Source organism: Amycolatopsis sp. CA-128772 (genome assembly GCF_002904295.1).
GTDB lineage: Bacteria > Actinomycetota > Actinomycetes > Mycobacteriales > Pseudonocardiaceae > Amycolatopsis.
Genome location: NZ_PPHG01000075.1, coordinates 109,575 through 132,251, shown reverse-complemented (window position 1 = coordinate 132,251; position 22,677 = coordinate 109,575). Strand labels below are relative to the sequence as shown.

The window sequence follows — 22,677 nt, the reverse complement described above, 5'->3', positions numbered from 1 at the left end:
GGTCTGCGCCGCGGTCGGCCAGCGCATCACGGCGAACGAACGGGAAAGCTACGTGGTCGCCCGGCCCTGTGCACCGCCGTGCTGAGGGCCGGGCGGCTCAGCCCTCCTGCTGCTCGGCCAGGCTCAACGGCCGCATGTCCTGCCAGGCCGACTCCACGTACCCCAGGCTGCCCTGCCTGCTGTCCGGCGCGCGGACGCTGCGCCAGCCCGCCGGTACCTCCGCGGCGGCCGGCCACAGGGAATGCTGGCCCTCGTCGTTCACCAGGACCACGTACTGGGCTTCGTCGTCTTCGAACGGGTTCGTCGTCAAGACACTGCTCTCTTCAGCTCGGCGGCGATGATCGGGCCGATGTCGCCGAGGGGTCCCTGGCGCATCATCGTCGTGTGGTGGCAGTCGATGCGGTACTCCTCCAGCTCGCCGGTGATGTGCGCGCGCCACGCGCCGGCCGACGGGTGCTCGTCGCGCGCCGCCGTCAGGTACACCAGGTTGCCCTCGTAGCGGCCCGGCGGTGACTGCTCGATGATCCGGTGCGTGTGGACGCCGCTCTCGACCAGTGTCGCCAGGTCCTCGCCGGTGGCGCCCAGGTCGTCGCCGATGGCCGCCGCGATGGCGTCGCGGTCCACGTGGCCCTGGCCCGGGACCGAGTCCAGGAGGGCGAGGAACCGCACCTGCTCGCCGTCGCGCTGCAGGCGGCAGGCGATCGCGTGGGCGATCGTCCCGCCCGCCGACCAGCCGAGCAGGTGGTACGGCCCGGCCGGCTGCGCCGTCTTCAGCTGCGTCACGTAGTCCTCGACCAGGGCGGCCAGGTCCGCGGGCGGATCCGAGCGCCGCGCCTGCAGGCCGTACACCGGGCGTCCCGGCAGGAACGGCAGCAGGCCCGTGTAGCACCAGCTGAGGCCGGAAATCGGGTGCACGCAGAACAACGGCGGCTCGGTCCCGGTGGTCCGGATCGTCAGCAGCACCTCCCGGCCGGTCTCCGGCCCCTCGTCGCGGTCCAGCCGCTTCGCCAGCTCCTCGGGCGTCGGCGCGGCGAACAGCGTCCGGACCGGGACGTCCGCGCCGAGCGCCGAGCGGATCCGGCTCATCAGCTTGACCGCCAGCAGCGAATGCCCGCCCAGCTCGAAGAACCCGTCGTCGACGCCGACGCGTTCCAGGCCGAGGGTCTCGGCGAAGAGGCCGCACAGCGCCACCTCGCGGGCCGTGCGCGGGGCCCGGCCGGCCGGGGCGACGTCCGGGGCCGGCAGCGCGGCTCGGTCGGCCTTGCCGTTCGGCGTCACCGGGATGGCGTCCAGGCCGACGAAGGCGGACGGGACCAGGTGCACCGGCAGGCGTTCCGCCAGCCACTCCCGCAGCGCCGCGGTGGCCGGTGCCTCGCCGTCTTCGGCGACGAAGTAGGCGACCAGCCGCGGGTCGCCCGGCCGGTCTTCCCGGACCACCACGACCGCGCGGGCCACGTCCGCGTGCTCGGCCAGCACCGCCTCGATCTCGCCGGTCTCGATCCGGAAGCCCCGGACCTTGACCTGGCCGTCGGCGCGGCCCAGGTACTCCAGGTTCCCGTCCCGCCGCCGTCGCACCAGGTCGCCGGTGCGGTACATCCGCGAGCCGGGCTCGCCGAACGGGTTCGCGACGAACCGTTCCGCGGTGGTGCCGGGCCGGCGCAGGTAGCCCCGGGCCAGGCCCGGGCCGGCCAGGTACAGCTCGCCGGTGATGCCGGGCGGCACCGGCCGCAACGCGCTGTCCAGCACGTACTGCCGGGTGTCCCGGACCGGACGCCCGATCGGCGGGACGCCTTCCCCGGTCAGCGGGTCGCTGGCGGTGGTGTAGACGGTCGCCTCGGTCGGGCCGTAGACGTTGACCAGGAGCCGTCCCGGCGCCCACCGCGCGGCCAGTTCGGGCGGGAACGCCTCGCCGCCGACGATCACCGCCATCGACGGCGGGACCTCGCCGGGTTCCAGGAACGCCAGCACGGACGGCGGCACGTGGAGGTGGGTGATCGCGCGCTGCGTCAGCAGTTCGGTCAGCGCCGGGCCGGGCAGCCGCCGGTCGGCCGCGGTGAGCACCAGCCGCGCGCCGGTCGTCAGGCCCATCGCCAGGTCGAGCACCGACGCGTCGAAGCTCGGCGAGGCGAACTGCAGGATCGCGTCCCCGGGACCGGCCTCGAACCGCGCCGCCTGGTCGGCGGCGAGGGCGGCCAGCCCGGCGTGCGTGACGGCCACGCCCTTCGGCCGGCCGGTCGAGCCCGACGTGTAGATCACGTAGGCGGGGTGCCGCAGGTCCGCCCGCGGCCCCGCGGGTGGCGGGCCGGCCGGGGCGAGTGACTCGAGCAGGACGACCGGGCGGTCGTGCGCGGGCAGCTCCGCCGCGATCGCGCCGGTGCTGATGACCAGCGCGGGTTCGGCGTCTTCGAGCAGGTAGGCGATCCGCTTGCCGGGGTAGTCGGGGTCGATGGCCAGGTACGCGCCGCCCGCCCGCTGCACCGCCAGCATCGCGGCGATCAGCTCGGCCGAGCGCGGCAGCGCCAGCGCCACCACGTCCTCCGGGCCGATCCCGCGCCCGGCGAGGACCCCGGCCAGCCGGCCGGAGCGCGCGTCCAGCTCGGCGTAGGTCCACTCGACGTCGTCGTCGACCACGGCGATGGCGTCCGCGTGGGCCGCGACGGCGTCCTGGAATAGCTCGGGGAACGTCCGCTGCGGCACCGGCGCGGTGCCGGCTTCCGGCAGCACCAGCTGCCGGTCGGCCGCCGAGAGCAGGTCGAATTCGCTGACCCGGGTGCCCGGATCGGCGGTGGCGGCCGTCAGCAGCCGGCCGAACCGGTCGGCCAGCGCCGCCGCGGTGGCCTCGTCGAACAGGTCGGTGCGGTATTCGACGGCGCCTTCGATGCCGTCACCGTCCTCGCCGAGGTTGAAGGTCAGGTCGAACTTCGCACCGACGGCGCCGACCGCCTCGGGCCGCGCCTGCAGGCCCGGCAGGGAGAGGGCTTCGCCGGCGGTGTTCTGCAGGACCAGCGCCACCTGGAACAGCGGGTGCGCGGCCAGCGACCGGGCCGGGTTGAGGTGCTCGACCAGGCGGTCGAAGGGCAGGTCCTGGTGCACCAGCGCGCCCAGGGCCCCGTCCTTCACCCGGGCCAGCAGCTCCCGGAACGTCGGGTCGCCCGCGGTGTCGGTGCGCAGGACGATCGTGTTGACGAACATCCCGACCAGATCGTCGAGCTCCTCGGCGTGGCGGCCGGCCACCACCGACCCGATCGGCAGGTCGGTGCCGGCGCCCGACCGGGTCAGCAACGCCGCCAGCCCCGCCTGCAGCACCATGAACAGCGTGCACCCGTGTTCGCGGGCCAGGTCGTTCAGCGCGTCGCGCAGGCTCGCGCCGAGGCGGAAGTCGAGCACGCCGCCGCGGTGGCCGGTGTCCGCCCGGCGCGGCCGGTCCAGCGGCAGCTCCAGCAGCTCGGGGCCGCCTTCCAGCGCGTCGCGCCAGTAGGCGAGCTGCCGGGCCAGCGCGCCGTCCGGATCACCCTCGTCACCGAGGGAGGCCCGTTGCCACAACGCGTAGTCCGCGTACTGCACGGGCAACGGCGGCCATTCGGGAGCCGTGCCGGCAAGCCGGGCTTCGTAGGCGGTGCTCAGGTCGCGGGCGAACGGCGCCAGCGACCAGCCGTCGCACGCGATGTGGTGGAACACCACGACCAGGACGTGCTCCTCCGCCGCGACCCGGGCCACGTGCGCCCGCAGCGGCAGCTCGCGGGTCAGGTCGAACCCGGCATCGCACCAGCCTTCGAGCGTGCCCGCCAGCTCGCCGGCCGAGGCGTCCGACACCGTCAGCTCGGGCTCGGCGTCGAGGATCACCTGCCGCGGTTCGCCGTCCACCTCCGGGTAGATCGTGCGCAGGGCCTCGTGCCGCCCGGTGACGTCGGCCAGCGCCAGGCGCAGCGCGTCGACGTCGAGCGCGCCGGTCAGCCGGAGCGCGAAGGGGAGGTTGTACGTTGAGTCCGGGCCGGCCAGCCGGTTGAGGAACCACAGCCGCTGCTGGGCGAACGACAGCGGCAGCACGTCCGGGCGCTGCCCGCCGAGCAGGGCGGGGCGGGCCGTCGCCCGGCCGGCCGCGGACAGCAGCGCCGCGAGCCCGGCGACGGTCGGCGCCTCGAACAGCGCCCGCACCGGCAGGTCGGCGCCGAACGCCGACCGGATCCGGGTCACCAGCCGGGTGGCCAGCAGCGAATGCCCGCCGAGGGCGAAGAAGTCGTCGTCGATGCCGATGGGCGACACCGAGAGCAGGCCGGAGAACAGGTCCGCCAGCACGCGCTCTTCCGGCGTGCGGGGGGCCCGCGAGGCCGCCGAGCCGGTGAAGTCCGGTGCGGGCAACGCCTTCCGGTCGAGCTTCCCGTTGGTGTTGAGCGGGATCTCGGCGAGCGGCACGACCGCGGCCGGCACCATGTAGTCCGGCAGCGACCGGCCGGTGAACGTCCGCAGCTCGCCGGGGTCGACGTCGGCGCCGTCGGCGGGCACCACGTAGGCGACCAGGCGCGGGTCGCCCGGCCGGTCCTCCCGGGCCACGACGGCCGCCCGGGCGACCGCCGGGTGGCCGGTGAGCACCGCTTCGATCTCGCCCGGCTCGATCCGGAACCCGCGGATCTTGACCTGGTCGTCGGTGCGGCCGAGGTACTCGAGGGTGCCCCCGGCCTGCCACCGCACCAGGTCCCCGGTGCGGTACATCCGCGTGCCCGGCTCGCCGAACGGGTCGGCGACGAACCGCGCCGCGGTCAGGTCCGGCCGGCCGAAGTAGCCGCGGGCCAGCACCGCACCCGCGAGGTAGAGCTCACCCGGCACCCCGGGCGGCACCGGCTGCAGCTGCGGGTTCAGCACGTACGCCCGCGTGTTGGCCAGCGGGCGGCCCAGCGAAACCGAGGTCCCTACGGCGATCGGGCTGCCGAGGGTGTCCACAGTGCACTCGGTGGGGCCGTAGTAGTTGTAGCTCTGCGTCCGCGGCGAGGCCGCCACCTCCGCCCACAGCGCCGCGTCGATGGCCTCGCCGCCGAGCGACAGGATCGCGGGGGCGTGCGAGGGGTCGTCGAGCAGCCCGGCGGCCAGCAGCGGCTTGGCGTAGGACGGCGTCACGTCGAGGAAGTCGATCCGGTTCGCCACCGTGTAGGCGACCAGCTCGTCGGCGTCGGCGCGCACCTCTTCGCTGATGACGTGCAGCGTGTGCCCGTCGAGCAGCCACAGCAGCTCGTCCCAGGACGTGTCGAAGGAGAACGACGCCGTGATCGCCACCGGCACCGGCCGGACGCGCTGCGCCAGCGGCGCCATCAGCGTGGTTCGGTGCTCGTGCAGCAGGTTGGCCACGCTCCGGTGTTCCACCACGACGGCCTTGGGCCGGCCGGTGGAACCGGAGGTGTAGATCAGGTAGGCGGGGTGGCCGGGCAGCAGCGGCCGGACGCGCCCGGCCTGGTCGAGGGCCCAGTCGTCGGCTGCCAGCACGTCCTCGTCGAGCTCGGTCAGCACCACGGCGGGCGCGGCGTCCTCGAGCATCGCGGCGACGCGGTCACCGGGCATGGTGGGGTCGATCGGCAGGTAGGCCGCGCCCGCCTTGAGCACGCCGAGGATCGCGACCACGAAGTCGGTGGTGCGCGGCAGGATCAGCGCGACCCGGTCCTCCGGGCCGACGCCGGCCCCGGCGAGGTGGCGGGCGAGCCGGTTCGCGCGGGCGTCGAGCTCGGCGTAGGTGTACCGGCCGTCCCGGGCCACCAGCGCGAGTTCGTCCGGGGTGCGGGCGACCTGGCGCTCGAACAGCTCCGGAACGGTCACCGCCTCGAACGCCGACGCCGTGTCGTTCCAGCCGTCGAGCACCTGACGCCGTTCCCCGGCGGTCAGCAGGGCAGCCCGGCCAAGCTCGGTCTCCGGCGCGGCGGCGAACCCGGTGAGCAGCGTCTCGAAGTGCCCGAGGAGCCGCTCGGCGGTCGCGGTGTCGAACAGGTCGGTGTTGTACTCCAGCCGGCAGAGCAGGCGCTCGTCGCGGTGGAAGACGTCCAGCGCCAGGTCGACCTGCGCGCTGCCGAGCCCGGTGTCGTCGCGCTCCCGCACGGCGAGGCCGGCCATGCTCGGCGGGGTGTCCTTGATGTTCAGCAGGTTGAACATCACCTGGAACAGCGGGTTGCGGCCGGGGTCGCGCTGCGGGTTGACCGCTTCGACGAGCCGGTCGAACGGCACGTCCTGGTGGGCGAACGCGCCCATCGCCGTCTCCCGGACCCGGCCCAGCAGCTCGGCGAAGGGCAGCCGAGGGCCGGCTTCGGTGCGCAGCACCAGGGTGTTGACGAAGAACCCGACCATGTTCTCCAGCTCGACCTCGGTGCGGCCGGCGACCGGGGTGCCGATGCAGAGGTCGGTGGCCCCGGTGTAGCGGTGCAACAGGGCCTGGAACGCGGCGAGCAGCGTCATGTAGAGGGTGACGTCGTGGTCGCGGCCGAGCCGTTCGAGGTCCGCCCGCAGCCCGGCGGGCAGCCACCGGTCGGCGATCGCGCCGTTGTGGGTCTGCACCCGCGGCCGCGGCCGGTCGGTCGGCAGCTCGAGCGCGGCGGGTGCGTCCGCCAGCCGCCCCTTCCAGTAGCTCAGGCCGGCTTCGAGGGCTTCGCCGAGGTGGTCCTGCTGCCACAGCGTGTAGTCGCCGTACTGGACGGGCGGCTCGGGCAGCGGCGAGGGCTGATCGGCGAGGAAGGCGTTGTACAGCCGGCCGAGCTCGTCGAAGAGGATGTCGAGCGACCAGCCGTCGACGATGATGTGGTGCATGCAGAGCGCGAACACGTGCCGGTTTTCCCCGGTGCGGAACAGTGTCGCGCGCACCAGCGGGCCGGCGGCGAGGTCGAACGGGCGGCGGAGGTCGGCCTGCAGCGCTTCGGGCAACGCGGCTTCGCCGACGTCGATCACCGGGATGTCCACCGGGGTGGGCGGCAGCACCACCTGGACCGGCTCGCCGTCGAGCTCGGGCAGCACGGTGCGCAGGACTTCGTGCCGCCGGACGACTTCGGTGAGGGCGGCCCGCAGCGTGTCGACGTCGAGTGCGCCGTCGATGTCCAGCGCCAGCGGGATGGCGTAGGCGGATTCGGCGCCGGCCCGTTCGAGGAACCACAGCCGCCGCTGCACGAACGCGGCCGGGATCGGCCCGTCGCGGTCCGGCCGGGCGGCGATGCCCGCCCGCCGTCCGGTGCCGGTGGCGCCGACGACGCGGGCGAGTTCGGCGACGGTGGGGTTGTCCAGCACGGTGCGGATCGCGATTTCCGTCTCGAACCGCACGCGCAGCCGGGAGGTGAGCTGGGTGGCCAGCAGCGAATGCCCGCCGAGGTCGAAGAAGTTGTCGTGGATGCCCACGCTCGCCACGCCGAGCAGGTCCCGCCACAGCTCGGCGACCGCCGACTCGGTTTCGTCGCGCGGCAGGTCCGCCGGCTCGGCGTCCGGTTCGGCGGCGAGCTCGGGCTCGGCGGCCGGGACGGCGGCGGCGCGGGGTTCTTCGTCCAGGGCCCACCAGCGGCCGCCGCGCCAGGCGTGCACGTCGCTGGTGGCGGCGGCGAACGGCGGCTGCGCCGGCGGCGGCCCGTCGTCGAGGTCGTACACCGTCACGGACGCCGACCGGCGCACGTCCGCCACCAGGTCGTTGTCGAGCAGGTCGCGGCCGAGGAGGATCAGCCGGACCCCGGCGGTGGCGGCGTCCTCGGCCAGCCGGGTGAGCCCGGTGCGGAAGTCCTCGTCCGGCTCCGGCACGACGGCCACCACGACGGCGGGCGAGACCCCGCCCGCGGTGCCGGCCAGTGCGTCGTCCAAAGTGGACTCGGTGATCGTCGACGGCGGAGCGGTCAGCGCGGGGACCAGCTCGGGGGCCGGCACCGCCCCGACGGTGACGACCACGTCGTGGCGGCGGGCCGTGGCCGACGGCGAGGTCGCCCAGCGGCGACCGGCTTCGCAGTCGATCGCCTCGAACGGGTGCGGCGGCAGCGCGCAGCGGGCCTTCTCGTCGGTCAGCTCGTCGACCGGGATGTCGAACCCGCGTTCCCACAGCGCGCCCAGCGCCGCGAGCAGGTTCTCCTCTTCGCTGTCCTCGGCCCGCCGGGTCAGCGGCACGGCCAGGTGCCCGGCAGTCCACGCCGGGTGCGCGCGCAGCATGCGGGTCATGGTCTGGCCGGGCCCGAGTTCGACGAATACCCGGCAGGAGCTCGCGAGCAGGGTTTCGACGTCGTCGGCCAGCCGCACCGTGCCCGCGGCGTGGTCGGCCCAGTAGTCACCGCGGGCGACGGCCGCGGGGTCCGCCCAGCCGCCGGTGAAATTGGACAGGTACGGCAGGGACGGCGTCGTGGTCGGGATCTCCGCCACGACGCGGCCCAGCCGGTCGGCGGCCGGTCGGACCGCCGCCGTGTGGTAGGCGCCGCCGAGGTCCAGCACGCGGTCGCCGAACCCCTCGGTGCGCAGTTGTTCGATCAGCTCGATCGGGCCCGCCAGCACCGAGTAGCGCGGCGCTTCGATGGCCACGGCCAGTCCCGGCCGCGAGCCGAGCAGTTCCCGCACCTGTTCGGGCGGGCCCTGCACGGCGAGCATCCGCCCGGGCTCGACGTCGTCGAGGATGGTGCCGCGGGCGTGCACGACCCGCAGCGCGTCCGACGGGGTCCAGAGCCCGGCGACCGCCGCGGCGACGCATTCGCCGGCGCTGTGGCCGAGCATCGCCTTCGGCTCGATGCCGAACTCCTGCAGCTGGCGGGCGAAGGCGAAGCCGATGGCGAACAGCGCGAGCTGCTCGTGGACGAGCGTCCGCAGCCAGTCGACGTGGTCACCGGGGCGCAGGACGGTGGCGATGTCGATGCCGAACCGCTCGCGCGTCTCAACGGCCAGCCCGTCGAAGACCTCGCGGAACACCGGGAGCGTGCGGTGCGCGGCGCCGCCGAACCCGGCCCGCAGCACGCTGGTCCCGGGGAACAGGAACGCGGTGTCCCGCTCGGCGGAGACCTGCGTCGCCGGCTCGCCGGTGCGCAGGGCCTCGGCCGCCTCGGCGCGGTCGGTCGCCACCACGGTGCTGCGGTGCGGGAACTGCCGCCGCCCCGCCGCCAGGGTGTAGGCGACGTCGTCGAGGGAGTCCTCGCCGCTTTCGAGGTGGTCGGCGAGCTCGGTGCGGATCGTGCCCACGGCGGCCGCGGTCGACCCGGACAGGCAGAACACGCGGGGCCGCGACCGGCTGGTCCGGCTCGGCGCGGTCGGCGGGGACTCCAGGATGACGTGGGCGTTGGTGCCGCCGACGCCGAACGCGCTCACCCCGGCCAGCACCGCGCCTTCGGCGGGCAGCGGCTCCAGCTCGGTGGCGATCCGGAACGGCGAGGAGTCCAGTTCGAGGCCCGGGTTGGGCTCCCGGTAGTGCAGGGTGGGCACCAGTTCGCGGTGGCGCAGCATCAGCGCGGTCTTGATCAGGCCGGCGGCGCCGGCGGCGGCCCCGGTGTGGCCGATGTTGCTCTTCACCGCGCCGAGCCGGCAGAACCCGACGGCGTCGGTGCCTTCGCGGAAGGCGGCGGTGAGCGCGGCGACCTCGATCGGATCGCCGACCCGGGTCGCGGTGCCGTGCGCTTCGACGTAGGCGATGTCGGCGGCGTCCACCCCGGCCTGGGCCTGCGCGAAGCGGATCACGTCACGCTGGCCGTCGAACGACGGCGCGGTGTAGCCGATCTTCGTGCCGCCGTCGTTGTTCAGGGCCGAACCGCGGACGACGGCGACGATCCGGTGGCCGTCGGCGATGGCGTCTTCGAGGCGCCGCAGCACGACGACCGCGACGCCGCTGCTGCCGACGGTGCCGCTGGCGGCGGCGTCGAACGGGCGGCAGTGGCCGTCGGCGGACTCGATGTAGCCCTCTTCGTGGAGGTAGCCGGTGGCCTGGGGCAGCCACAGTGAGGCCCCGCCGGCGAGAGCGGCGTCGCATTCGTAGTTGAGCAGGCTCTGCGCCGCCTGGTGGACGGCGACCAGCGACGTCGAGCACGCCGACTGCACGGTCATCGCCGGCCCGCGCAGGCCGAGCTTGTAGGCGACGCGGGTGGCGATGTAGTCCTTGTCGTAGTCGATCATCCGGGACAGGCCGTCGCCGTTGCCCTGCAGCGCCGGGTTCATCATGTCGCACCCGGCGTACACCCCGACCCAGCCGTCGAACCGCCGCGGGTCCAGCCCGGCGTCGTCGAGCGCCGCGGACGAGGACTCGAGGAACACCCGCTGCTGCGGGTCCATGGCCGCGGCTTCGGCCGGGCTGTAGCCGAAGAACCGGCGGTCGAAGCACTCGCCGCCGGCGAGCACGCCCCGGGCGGGGACGTACCGGGGGTGGCGGGCCAGCGCGGGGTCCACCCCGGCGGCGACCAGCGTGGGCAGGTCGAACCGGGTGATGCCTTCGACCCCGGCGCGCAGGTTCCGCCAGTACTGCCCGGCGTTTTCCGCGCCCGGCAGCCGGCAGGCCAGCCCGACGATCGCGATCGCGTTGCTCTCGGTCATGCGGCGTCGCCCATCTTCTCGGGACGGCCGGGCCTGGCCCGGCGCGCCCGCGCGCGTTCGGCACGTCCTCTTACGTCCACTGTGGACTCTTGGGGGGCCGGTCCGGCGGCGAGCGCCCGTGCCAGTGCGTGCACGGTCGGGTGCTCGAACAGCCGCCGGATCGGCAGGGTGATCGACAGCTCGCGTTCCAGCCGCGAGTGCAGGGCCCCGAGCAGCAGGGAGTTGCCGCCGAGGTCGAAGAAGTTGTCGTGCGCGCCGACCGCCTCGAGGCCGAGCACCGCCGACCAGACCGCGGCGATCCGCTGCTCGGTCCCGGCTTCCGGGGCCGTCCACGCGGTCGCGCCGACGCGGTCCTCGCGGCCCGGTGCGGGCAGCGCGTCGACGTCGAGCTTGCCGCGGTGGTTCAGCGGCAGCGCCGGCAGCCACACCACGGCGTTGGGCACCATGAACTCCGGCAGCCGGGTCTTCAGCCCGGCCAGCACCGACTGGGTGTCCTCCGCCCCGCCCGGGGGCGCGACGAGGTAGGCGACCAGCGCGGCGGCGTCGCCGGGGAACCCGCGCACGACGGCCTGGCGGACCAGCGGGTCGAGCAGCAGCTGGGTCTCGATCTCGGCCGGTTCGATGCGGTAGCCGCGGATCTTGAGCTGCCGGTCGAGCCGGCCGAGGTATTCCAGGGTGCCGTCGGGCAGCCAGCGGGCCCGGTCGCCGGTGCGGTAGAGCCAGCCGGGCCGCCCGTCGGGGTCGCGGTCGGTGAACCGTTCGCGGGTCAGGTCGTCGCGGCCCCAGTAGCCCTGGGACACGGTCGCGCCGCCGACGAACAGCTCGCCGGGCATCCCGGCCGGGCAGCGCTGCCCGGCCGGGTCCAGGACGTAGGCGTGCACGCCGTCGATCGGCCGGCCCACGCAGTTGAGCGCGGTCGCGGTGGCGACGTCGAGCACGTGGGTGGTGGTGATGTAGGTCTCGGTCGGCCCGTAGGCGTCGCAGACGCCGTACGGGGTTTCCGGCGGGACGCTCGTCAGCGGCGAACCGGCGAAGAACAGCCACCGCAGCGACGCGGGCGCGGTGCCCGCCGTCCACAGCGCCTCGGCCAGCGGCGTCGGCGTGAAGAACATCGTCACGTCCTGGTCGCCGAGCCAGGCGAGCAGCTCCGGCACGACGACGGGACGTTCGTAGGGCAGCAGTTCGGCGCCGCCGCAGAGGGCGGGCCAGACTTCGTACTCGGTCATGTCGAACGCGACGCTGTGGATCTGGCTGACCCGGTCGCCCGGCTGCACCCCGAAGGTGTCCACGTGCCAGCGGGTGACGTGGGCGAGGCTGCCGTGGCTGTAGGCCACGCCCTTGGGCTCGCCCGTGGTGCCCGAGGTGTAGAGGACGTAGGCGGTCGAGTCCGGGCTCGGCAGCTCCGCCTGCGGGCGGGCGGTGACGTCGGGGACCTTGCCGACGTCGACGACCGCGGTGCCCGGCGGGACAGTGCCGGCCAGGTCGGCGGGCGAGTCGGTGACGACCGCGCACGCGCCGAGGTCTTCGAGGATGAACCGGATCCGCCCTTCCGGGTACGCCGGGTCCAGCGGGCTGTAGACGAACCCGGCCTTCCACGCGGCCAGCATGGCCACCACGAGGTCGGCGCCGCGGGGCAGCACCAGCGCCACCACCGGTCGATCACCGGTGGCGCGGGCCCGCAGCACCGACGCGAGCGCGTCGGCTTTCCGGTCGAGCGCGGCGTAGCTGAGCACGCCACGAGCGGTGCGGATCGCCGGGGCGTCCGGCCGGGCGGCGCACTGCGCGGCGAACAACGCCGGCACCGACGTCGCTTCCCCGGCCGGCGCGGTCCGCTCGAACCCGGCGAGCTCGGCCAGCTGGTCGGCGCCGAGCAGGTCCAAGGTACGCACCGGCTGGTGCACGATTTCGGCGAACGCGTCGACGAACCGGCCGATCCAGGCGGCCATCCGGTGGGCTTCACCGTCGGTGATCCGGTCACCGCGGTAGAGGATGGTGCCGTGGAGGCGGCCGTGGCTCTCCTCGAAGCCGACGGTGAGGCCGAGCTTGGCGGCGTACCCGGCGCCGGTGTGGTCCAGTTCCAGCGGAGTGAGCGCGGCGCCGCCGAGTTCGGTGCGGACGCGGCCCACGGCCGTCGCGGCCAGCGTCACGTCCGCGTAGGGCGTCCAGCCCGGGCGCCGCGGCGGCCGCAGCCCGTCGACGACGTCCTCGAACGGCACGCGCTGGTCGTCGAACGCGGCCAGCGCGGTTTCCCGCACGGTGTGCAGCAGGTCCAGCACGGTGGTCTCGTCGTCGCATTCAGACCGCAGCACGACGGTGTTGAGGCAGGGGCCGAGCAGGTCGGGGAACTCGTCGCGGTTGGCCACCGGGAAGCCGAAGGTGACTTCGTCCTGCCCGGTCCAGCGGTGCAGCAGGGCGGCGAGCGCGGTGGCGGCCACCATGAACCACGAGCACGACATCCGCTGTTCGGCCCGCAGGCGGCGCAGCTGCTGCAGCGCGGCGGGGGACAGCGGGATCGGCACCGACCCGGGCTGCGCCTGCCGCAGCGGCGGCGTGAGCGCGGGGAAGGCGGGTGCACCGGCCAGCCGGTTCGTCCACCGGTCCAGCGCCGCCTTCCCGGCTGCGCTGGCGCGTTCGTCGGCCTGCGACAGCGCGAAGTCGCGGAACTGCGCGCGGCCCGGCGGCAGGATCTCGGCGAGCGGCCGGCCGGCGAGGCCGCCGATCCCGTCGAGCACCCGGCCGAGGCCGTCGGCCAGGCGCTGGACCCGCGCGGCGGAGTGCCGGTCGCCGCGGTAGGACAGCACGGCGCTCAGCTTCCCGCCTTCCTCGACGAAGGTGACGGTGAGCCCGAACTTCGTTTCGTGCTCCCACCGGTCGAACGGCCGCGGGGTCATCGTGGCCGGGCCCAGCGCGTGCCCGGTGGCTTCGCCGGTGACCAGGTTGAGCATGACGTCGAGGAACGGGGTGTGCCCGTGCCGCCGCTGCGGGTCCAGCCGCGTCAGCACGGCGGGCAGCGGAGCCGCCTGGAACTCGAAGGCGTCCAGCATGGCGTCGCGGACTTCGCCGAGCAGTTCCGCGAAGGTCGTGCCGGACGTTGCCTGCGAGCGCAGGACGACGGTGTTCAGGCACGGGCCGAGCACGTCCTCGAGGTCCTCGTCCTCCCGGTTGGCCACCGGCAGCCCGAAGGTGATGTCGTCGCTGTTGGCGCTGCGGTGCAGCCACGCGGAAACGGCCGCGACCGCCACCATGTACCAGCTCACGCGGTGTTCGTCGCACAGTTCGGCGGCGCGCGCGGCGAAGTCCGGGGAGAACGGGACCGGGACGGCGCCGTGCGGCCCGGACTGCCGCGGCAGCGTCCCGAGGTCGAGCGTCTCGGGCGCGCCGGCCAGGCGTTCGGTCCAGTAGCCGAGGATGTCTTCGCCGTCGGCGGTCTCGAGCTCTTCACGTTGCCGCTGCGTCACTTCGGCGAACTGCACCGGGGCCGGCAGGTCCTCGGCCGGGAGCCCGAGGGCGCGCCGGTAGGCGTGGTCGAGGTCGCGCTGCAGCACGGGCAGCGACTGCGCGTCGAACACGATGTGGTGCAGGCAGAGCAGCAGCACGTGCTCGCCGGGGGCGAGGGTGACCAGGTGCGCGCGCACCGGGCGGCCGGCCCCGAGGTCGAACGGCGTCGACGCCTCGGTGTCGACGAGCGCGTCGATCACCGCGCCGGCGTCGGCCTCGGGCCGGTCGGCGAGGTCGGTGCGCACCAGCTCGGGCACCCAAGGGTCGGTGACCACCTGCAGGAGCCGGCCGTGGCGCTGGCGGAACGCCGACCGCAGGATCTCGTGGCGCTCGGTCAGGCCGCCGAGGGCGGCCTGCAGCGCGGCGGGGTCGAGCTCGCCGGTGATCCGCCAGGTCAGCGGGACGTTGTAGGAGGGACCGGCGGCGACCATCTGCTCGGCCAGCCACATCTGTTCCTGCATGCTGGAGGCCGGGGTGCCCGCCGGGGCCGGCTCAGCCGGGCCCTCGGCGGCCGTGCCGGCGAGGAAGTCGAGGTGGGCGGCCAGTTCCCGCGGCCGGGACAGCTGGTAGACGTCGGCGACCGAGAGGGTGATCCCGGTGCGGGCGGCGATCTCCCCGGCGAGCTGGGCCAGCATCAGGGAGTGCCCGCCGAGCTCCAGGAAGGAGTCGTCGACACCGGGCTCGGGGCAGCCGAGGACGTCGGCGAAGATCCCGGTGAGCAGGCGTTCGGTCGGGGTCGCGGGTTCGGCGCGCGGCCCGGCGGGCAGCTGCCCGCCCAGCTCGGCCAGCGCCCTCCGGTCGACCTTTCCGTTGCCCGTCAACGGGAATTCCTCGACGACGAGGAAGGCGGCCGGGATCATGTACTCGGGCAGGTGGCTGCCGAGGAAGGCGCGCAGGCTGGCCACGGACGGCGGCGGGCCCGCGCAGTCGAGGTAGGCGGCCAGCTTGTCGCCGTCGAGCAGGACCACCGCGTCGGCGATTTCGGGCCGGCCGCGCAGCAGCGACTCGATCTCACCGGGTTCGATCCGGAACCCGTGCAGCTTGATCTGGTTGTCGACCCGGTTGACGTATTCGAGCTGCCCGCCGGGCAGCAGCCGCACGAGGTCGCCGGTGCGGTAGAGCACGCCGCGCGCCGGGTCGGCCGGATCCGGGCGGAACCGCTCGGCGGTCAGCTCCGGGCGGCGCAGGTACCCGGCCGCGACGCCGTCGCCGCCGATCCACAGCTCGCCCGGTTCGCCGGGCGGCACCGGCCGCATGGCCTCGTCGAGGATGTTGAGGGTGGTGTTGGTGACCGGCTCGCCGAGGGTGATCGGGCCGGCCGTGACGCGGCCCGCGGTCGACCAGATGGTCGTTTCGGTGGGTCCGTAGAGGTTCCACACGACGCGGCCGCGCGGCAGCAGCTCGTCGGCCAGCGCGCGGGGCAGGGCTTCGCCGCCGCAGAGGACAGTCAGCTCCGGGTCGCCGGGCCAGCCCGCGGCGAGCAGCATCCGCCAGGTCGCCGGGGTCGCCTGCAGGTGGGTGGGCCGCGTCCGGGCCAGGTGGCGGCCGAGCAGTTCGCCGTCGCGGGTGATCTCGGCCGGGGCGACCTCGACCGTGCCACCGGTGATCAGCGGCAGGAACAGCTCCAGCGCGGCGATGTCGAAGCAGACGGTGGTGAGGGCCAGCATCGTGTCCTGGTCGCCGAACCCGGGCTTGACGGCCATCGACCGCAGCAGGTTCGCCAGGCCGCGGTGGGTGACGCGCACGCCCTTCGGCCGTCCGGTCGAGCCGGAGGTGTAGATGACGTAGGCGATGTCGTCGCCGGTCACCGCGGCGCCGTCGGCGATCGGGGCGGCGGCGAGCACGGTGTCGATTCCGGCCGCTTCGACGCCGGTGGCGGTGATCTCCGCGGGCAGCTCCCCGCCGGCGATGAGCAGGCCGACCTGGGCGTCTTCGAGCATGCCGGCGATGCGCTGCGGCGGGTAGATCGGGTCCAGGGGCACGTAGGCCGCGCCGGACAGCAGCACGCCGAGCAGCGTCGGCACCAGGTCGGCGGAGCGGTCGAGGTACACCCCGACCAGGTCGCCGCGGCCGAGCCCGCGGCCGGTGAGGAAGCCGGCCACGGCGCGGGCCCGCCGGCCCAGCTCGGCGTAGGTCAGGGAGGTGCCGTCGAAGACCAGCGCCGTCTTGCCCGGCGTGCGCGCGGCCTGGCCGAGGAACTGCGCGGGCAGCGGCAGGGCCTGTTCGACCCAGACGGTTTCCGCGGGCGGCCCGGCTTCGACGGCGAAGGCGTCGTAGCAGTCCTTGAGTTCGCGCAGGAACAGCCGGGTCGAGGTGGCGTCCCAGACGATGTGGTGGACGCACAGGAACAGCACCTGCTGGTTGTCGTCGAGGTCGGCGAGCCCGACGCGCAGCAGGCGCGCCTGCGCGAGGTCGAACGTACGGCGGGCGGCCTCGCGCAGCCAGTCCGACAGCCGGTCTTCGGCGTCGGGGGCGCCGCGCAGGTCGAGCCGTTCGATGCCGGGCGTCCACGGTTCCCCGACGTGCTGGTAGAGCCGGCCGTCCCGTTCGGCGAACGCGGTGCGCAGGATTTCGTGCCGCTCGACGACCACCGCGATGGCCCGTTCCAGCGCGTCGGCCGACAGGGTGCCGTGCACCCGCCAGGCGAACGGCATGTTGTAGAGCCCGTCGCCGGGTTCGAGCCGCTCGGCGAACCACATCCGCTCTTGGACGCTCGCCGCCGGCACGTGGTGGTCTGCCGCGTTCGTCGCGCTCATTTCCGCGTCTCCCCGGTTCCTTGCACGGCGGCGGCGAAGTCGCCGGCCGTGGGATGGTCGAACAACGTCCGCACGCTGACCCGCACGCCGAGCTCCCGGCGCAGGCGGCCGACGGCACGGGTGGCGAGCAGCGAGGTGCCGCCCAGGTGGAAGAAGTTGCCGGTGACCCCGACCTCGGCGCCCAGCAGCTCGGCCCAGACCCGGCAGACGGTCGTCTCCAGTTCGGTGCGCGGCGCGACGTAACCGGCTCCGCGGCCGGCCGGCCCGGGCTCCGGCAGCCGGGCCCGGTCCACCTTCCCGTTGGCGTTCAACGGGAAAGCCTCGAGCGCGACGACGTCGCCGGGCACCATGTAGCCGGGCAGCGTCCCGGCCAGCTGCGCCTTGATGTCCTCTGTGGACAGTTCGGCCGGGTCGCCCTCGGCGACGACGTAGGCGACCAGCCGTCCGCCGTCGTCCCCGGGCCGGACCAGCACGAGGGCGGCGCGCACGCCGGGGCAGCCGGTCAGCCGCGCTTCGATCTCCCCGGGTTCGACGCGGTAGCCGCGCACCTTGACCTGGTCGTCGCGCCGTCCGAGGAACTCCAGGGTCCCGTCCTGGCGCCAGCGGACCAGGTCGCCGGTGCGGTAGAGCAGGTCGCCGGGCCGGCCGTGCGGGTCGGGCACGAACCGGCCCGCGGTCAGCTCCGGGGCGCCGACGTACCCGTGGGCCAGCCCCAGGCCCGCGACGCAGAGCTCGCCGGGCACGCCCACCGGCACCAGGGCGAGCCCGGTGCCGGTCACGTAGCAGCGGGTGCCGCGAATCGGCCGCCCGATCGGGACCGACACGGCGCCCTCGGGCACCCCGGTGATCAGGTGGGCCGTGCTGAACGTGGTGTTCTCGGTGGGCCCGTATCCGTTGAGCAGCCGCTTCGGCGCGTTGCCCGCGGCCAGGACCGCGCGGATGACGGCGGGGTCGAGTGCCTCGCCGCCGACGATCACCGTGCCGATCCCGGCGACGGCGTCGGGTACCTCGCCGACGGTGTGGTTGAACAGCGACGACGTCATCCAGAGCACGGTGACGCCCTGTTCGCGCAGTTCGTGGGTCAGCGCGGCGGGTTCGACGACCGTTTCCCGGGGCAGGATGACCAGCTCGGCGCCGGTGAGCAGCGCGCCCCAGATCTCGAAGGTGGCGGCGTCGAAGGAGATGCTGCTGCTGTGCGCGACGCGGTCACCCGGGCCGATGCGCACGTAGTCGGTTTCGTGCACCAGGCGCACGACGGCACGGTGGGGCACGCGCACGCCCTTGGGCCGCCCGGTGGACCCGGAGGTGTACATGACGTACGCGAGGTCTTCGGGGCCGGGCGCCGCGGCGGCCCGCGAGGTGGCCGCGACGGGCGTGTCTTCGACGAGCACCTTCGGCCCGCTCCAGCTGGCGGTCCGGCCGGCGAAGGCGGCGCTGGTCACCACGACGGTGGCGCCGGCGTCGCCGAGCAGGTATCCGAGCCGGTCGGCCGGGTAGCCGGGGTCGAGCGGCAGGTAGTGCCCGCCGGCCCGGAGGATGCCGAGCAGGGCGGCGACCTGGTCGATCGAGCGGTCCAGGCAGACACCCGCGCAGAGCGGCCGCCCGCCGGCGTGGGCCAGCACGGCGTCGGCGACCTGTGAGGCCCGGGCGTCGAGTTCGGCGTAGGTCAGCACCTCGGTGCCGGAGCGCACGGCGGGGGCGTCCGGCCGCAGCGCGACCTGCTCGGCGAACAGCTCGGTGACGGTCGTGGTGGCCGCCTCCGCCGGCTCGGCCGCGTTGCCCCACGCCAGCAGCTGCCCGTGCTCGGCCGGGGACAGCACCGCGAGGTCCGATACGGGCGTGGCCGGGTCCGCGGCCGCGCCCTCGAGGATCCGCTCGAGGTGCCGCAGCAGCCCTTCGACGGTGTCCCGGTCGAACAGGTCCCGGCGGTAGTCGACGTCGACGACCAGCTCGCCGTCCGCCTCGAACGCCATGAAGTCCAGCTCGAACTTGACCACACCGGGGTCGAACACGAACTCGGTGACGGCCGAGCCGGGGATCCGCAGCGGGTCGGCGGGGGTGTTGAGGAACGACAGCACGACGTTGACCAGCGGCGGCCGGCTCAGGTCGCGGTCGGGCCCGCTCAGGTCGGCCAGCCGTTCGATCGGCAGGTCCTGGTTTTCCTGGGCCCGCAGCGCGGTTTCCTGGACGCGGGCGAGCAGGTCGCCGAAGCCCGGGTCGCCGGCCAGGTCGGTGCGCAGCACGACGGTGTTGACGAAGAACCCGAGGAGGTCTTCGAACTCGGGGCGGTCGCGGTGGGCGATGGCGGCGCCGAACACGACCTCGGCCTGGCCGGTGTGGCGGGCCAGCACCGCCGAGAGCCCGGCCGCCACGGCCGCGAACAGGGTCACGTCGTGGCGCGCGGCCACCTCCCGGACCGCGCCGAGCACGCGCCCGGGGATCCGGCGCCGGACGCGGGCGCCGTCCCAGCCCTGCACCGGCGGCCGGGGCCGGTCGGTGAGCAGCTCCAGCGGTTCGAAGCCGGCCAGTTGTCCGCGCCAGTGCCGCAGCTGGGGTGCCAAGGCCGCGTCGGTGAGCGTCTCCCGCTGCCACCGCGTGAAGTCGGCGTACTGGACGGCGGGTTCGGGCAGCGGCGAGCCGAAGCCGAGCAGGAAGGCCGGGTAGAGCTCGGAGAGCTCGCGCAGCAGCAGCGACAGCGTCCACTGGTCGGCGACCAGGTGGTGCAGGCAGACCAGCAGCACGTGGTCGTCGTCGCCGATCCGGAACAGTTCCGCGCGCAGCAGCGGGCCGTGGCGCAGGTCGAACGGCCGCAGCACGTGGTTCCGGGCCAGTTCGGCCGCCTTCGCCAGCCGCTGGTCCGCCGTGTCGCCGTCGACCAGGGTGACCGGCAGCTTGACCGGTTCCGGCGGCCGGGTCCGCAGTTCCGGCTGCCCGCCGGGGCCTTCGGCCACGACCGAGCGGACGACCTCGTGGCGCCGGACGACCTCGGTCAGCGCGGCGGCGAGCAGCCCGGGGTCGAGCGGGCCGCGCACGCGGTGGGCGGAGGGGATGTTGTAGCCGGTGGCGCCCGGGTGCAGCTGGTCGAGGAACCACAGCCGCTGCTGGGCGAAGGACAAGGGCGCGTGCATCAGGCCGCCTCCCGCCGGTCGGTGGTGGCCACCCGCGCGGCGATCGCCCCGACGGTGGGTGCGGCGAGCAGTTCGCGCACCGAGACGCGGACGCCGAAGTGCCGCAGGAGCCGCGTGGACAGCTGCGCCAGCGTCAGCGAGTGCGCGCCGAACGAGCGGAGGTCGTCGTCGCGGCCGACGCCGGCGCGGCCGAGCACTTCTTCGGCGAGCCGGGTGACGGCCTCTTCCGCGGGGGTCCGCGGGGCGGCCGAGGGCGGCCGGCCGCCGCCCAGCCAGTGCGGTGGCGGCAGGGCGTCGCGGTCGACCTTGCCCACCGGGGTCAGCGGGAGCCGGCCGAGCACGACGAACTGGTCCGGCATCTCGTGCGGGACGAACCGCTCGGCCAGCGCGTCGCGCAGCTCCTGCCGCAGCGCTTCGATGGCCGGCTCGTCCGGCGCGCTGTTCTCCAGCACGTCGGGGACGACGGTGGCGGCGGGCCAGGCGATCCGGGCGGACTCCGGCACCGACTCGTGCACCCACACCGCGTCCACGGCACCGCCGGCGTGACCGGCGGCCCAGCTGAGCCGGAGGCGGTAGGGCAGCCCGATGCACAGCGCCCGCAGGTCGATCGGGGACGGCGTGCCGGGACGCCGCCTCAGCTCCCCGGCCGTCGCGTCGCCCTGGGCCGCCTCCCAGGCGGCGGTCCAGGCGGCGATTTCGGCGTGCGGCACGGCCCGGACACCGATCGTGGGCGGTCCGCCGGCGCGCAGCAGGGTCCGGATCGCCGGCAGGTCGAGCCCGTCGGCGGTCCAGTCGAGCCAGGCGGGTTCCGGCGCGTCCGCGGTGTTCCCGAGCCGGACGAGCACGTCGAACCGGCCCGGGCCGGACCGGTCGAAGCGGGGCACGATGTCGGCGCCCAGCGCCGCGAAGGCGGCGGGGTGGATCGCCGGGGCCGGGTCTGCGGCGAGCCGGCCGCGCACCCGCCAGCGCAGTTCGCGCGTGGTCGTGTCGTCCCCGGCCGCGGCGAGTTCGGTGGCGCAGTGGGCGGCCGGCAGCAGCGGCAGGGACCGCACGCCGCTGACGAGCACCACCCCGGTGCCGCCGGTGAGGTCCGCCGCGGTGGCGATGGCGGCCAGTACGCCGGCCGCCGAGCCGAGTTCCGGGGTGTGGGCGTCGACGAGGACGACGTCGAAGGGCCCGCCGGCGGTCACCGCTTCGGCGACCGAGTCCCGCCGGACGTGGGCGCCGAGCCCGGCCACGCCCGGGCCGATCTCGAGCAGCGATTCCGGTGCCAGCGCGCGGATCGCGGCGACAGTGGCGTGCTCGTCGCCGGCCGGGCCGGGCGGGGCGGTCCAGCCGGTGGCCGGTGCCCGGTCGGGCTCGACGTAGGCGACCAGCTGCGCGGTCTCCGGCGACGGCCGCACCGCGATCACCGCGGCCTGGCGGACGCGCGGGTGGCGCAGCAGGACGCGTTCGATTTCGTCGGGTTCGATGCGGTGCCCGCGGATCTTCACCTGCCGGTCGACGCGGCCGAGGAACTCGAAGTCGCCCTGCGGCGTCCGCCGGGCGAGGTCGCCGGTGCGGTAGGTCCGCCGGGCCCCGGCCACGCCGAACCGCCGGGCGGTGAGCTCGGGCTGGCCGCGGTAGCCGCGTGCGACACCGGCGCCGGCGACGACCACCTCGCCGGCCTGGCCGTCGGGCACGGGCGTGCCGTGGGTGTCGAGCAGCCGCACGTCCACCCCGCCGAGGGGACGGCCGATCGGGATCGGGCCGTCTTCGGTGGCCGAGTCGGCGACGATCGCCGAGGTGACGTACACGGTGGTCTCGGTGGGGCCGTAGATGTTGAGCAGCCGGAAGGGCAGCCCGGGCCGGGGCCGCCGCCGCAGCGCTTCGCCGCCGGTGACCAGGTACCGCAGGGACAGCGTCTCCAGGCCGGGCTGGGCGAGGAGGATCTCGGCGAGCGCGGTGGTGAGGAAGCAGAGGGTGATTGCGTTGTCCCGCAATGCCCTGACCAGCCGATCCGGATCGGCCCGGTCCTCATCGGACACCGCGACGCCGTGCCCGCCGACGCTCAGCAGCGGCCAGAGGTCGAGGATCGAGGCGTCGAAGCTCAGTGGCGCGGCGAGCGACCCGCGGTCGGCGGCGGTCAGCGCCAGCGCGGCCGCGTGCCGCCGGCAGAGGTTGGTGATGCCGCCGTGTTCGAGCTGGACGCCCTTCGGCGCGCCGGTCGAGGCGGAGGTGTACATCAGGTAGGCGAGGTCACCGGGTGCGGCCCGGCCGTCCGGTGGCGTGGCGGGGTGGGCGTCGATGCGCGGCGCGTCGGCGCCCGGGTCGACGATCGCCCAGGTCCCTTCGGCCGGCGCGGGCCCACGGGTCACCAGGACGCGCGCGCCGCTGTCGCCGAGCATGTAGCTCAGGCGGGCGGCGGGGTAGCCGGTGTCCAGCGGGAGCGCGGCCCCGCCGGCCTTGAGCACGCCGAGCAGCGCCACGTAGTGGTCCAGGCTGCGGGCGAGGTGGATGGCGACGACGACGTCCCGGCCGACGCCGAGGGTCCGCAGGTGGTGGGCGAACCGGTTGGCCCGTTCGTCGAGCTCGCCGTAGGACAGCGTGCCGTCGGCGCAGGTCAGGGCGGGCGCGCCGGGGTCGAGCCGGGCCCGGTGCGCAACGATCTCGTGGACCGGGTGGTCGTCCGCGGTCCGCGGAGTGCCTTGCCGTTCGTCCACAGCACGATTCCTTCCCCCGAACGCTCTTCACCCGCCGGGGTGATCCTCTCGACCGGCCGTCGTGGAGGTCCTCTTCCGGAGTGCGGACCGGGGTTC

5 protein-coding genes are annotated in these 22,677 nt (G+C 74.8%); all 5 read right to left on the bottom strand.

Features of this window, described 5'->3' with window-relative positions; all coding sequences use genetic code 11:
- Positions 1–97 precede the first annotated feature (97 nt).
- The 5 genes from C2L59_RS29305 to C2L59_RS29285 are packed head-to-tail and all read right to left on the bottom strand — an operon-like array spanning position 98 to position 22,581.
- Positions 98–310 carry an MbtH family protein gene (locus C2L59_RS29305; protein ID WP_103352757.1) on the bottom strand — a complete coding sequence of 71 codons (213 nt, stop codon included), beginning with the start codon at positions 308–310 and terminating at the stop codon, positions 98–100.
- Positions 307–10,497, bottom strand: coding sequence for a hybrid non-ribosomal peptide synthetase/type I polyketide synthase (locus C2L59_RS29300; RefSeq protein WP_103352756.1), 10,191 nt, complete (start codon positions 10,495–10,497; stop codon positions 307–309). Before C2L59_RS29300 ends, C2L59_RS29305 begins: the two co-directional genes overlap by 4 nt.
- Positions 10,494–16,751: a non-ribosomal peptide synthetase gene (locus C2L59_RS29295; protein WP_103352755.1), complete on the bottom strand. Its 6,258-nt coding sequence runs from the start codon at positions 16,749–16,751 to the stop codon at positions 10,494–10,496. The genes C2L59_RS29300 and C2L59_RS29295 overlap by 4 nt, the downstream gene beginning before the upstream one ends.
- Entirely contained in the window at positions 16,748–19,879 is a 3,132-nt protein-coding gene (locus C2L59_RS29290; protein WP_103352754.1) for a non-ribosomal peptide synthetase, read from the bottom strand. Before C2L59_RS29290 ends, C2L59_RS29295 begins: the two co-directional genes overlap by 4 nt.
- A complete protein-coding gene (locus C2L59_RS29285) occupies positions 19,879–22,581 on the bottom strand; it encodes an amino acid adenylation domain-containing protein (RefSeq protein WP_103352753.1) in 2,703 nt (900 codons plus the stop codon). The genes C2L59_RS29290 and C2L59_RS29285 overlap by 1 nt, the downstream gene beginning before the upstream one ends.
- Positions 22,582–22,677: the final 96 nt, after the last annotated feature.

Coding starts and splice junctions, on each gene's coding strand:
- C2L59_RS29300 (WP_103352756.1), bottom strand. CDS start 10,497: ATGACCGAGAGCAACGCGATCGCGATCGTCGGGCTGGCCTGCCGGCTG.
- C2L59_RS29290 (WP_103352754.1), bottom strand. CDS start 19,879: ATGCACGCGCCCTTGTCCTTCGCCCAGCAGCGGCTGTGGTTCCTCGAC.
- C2L59_RS29295 (WP_103352755.1), bottom strand. CDS start 16,751: ATGAGCGCGACGAACGCGGCAGACCACCACGTGCCGGCGGCGAGCGTC.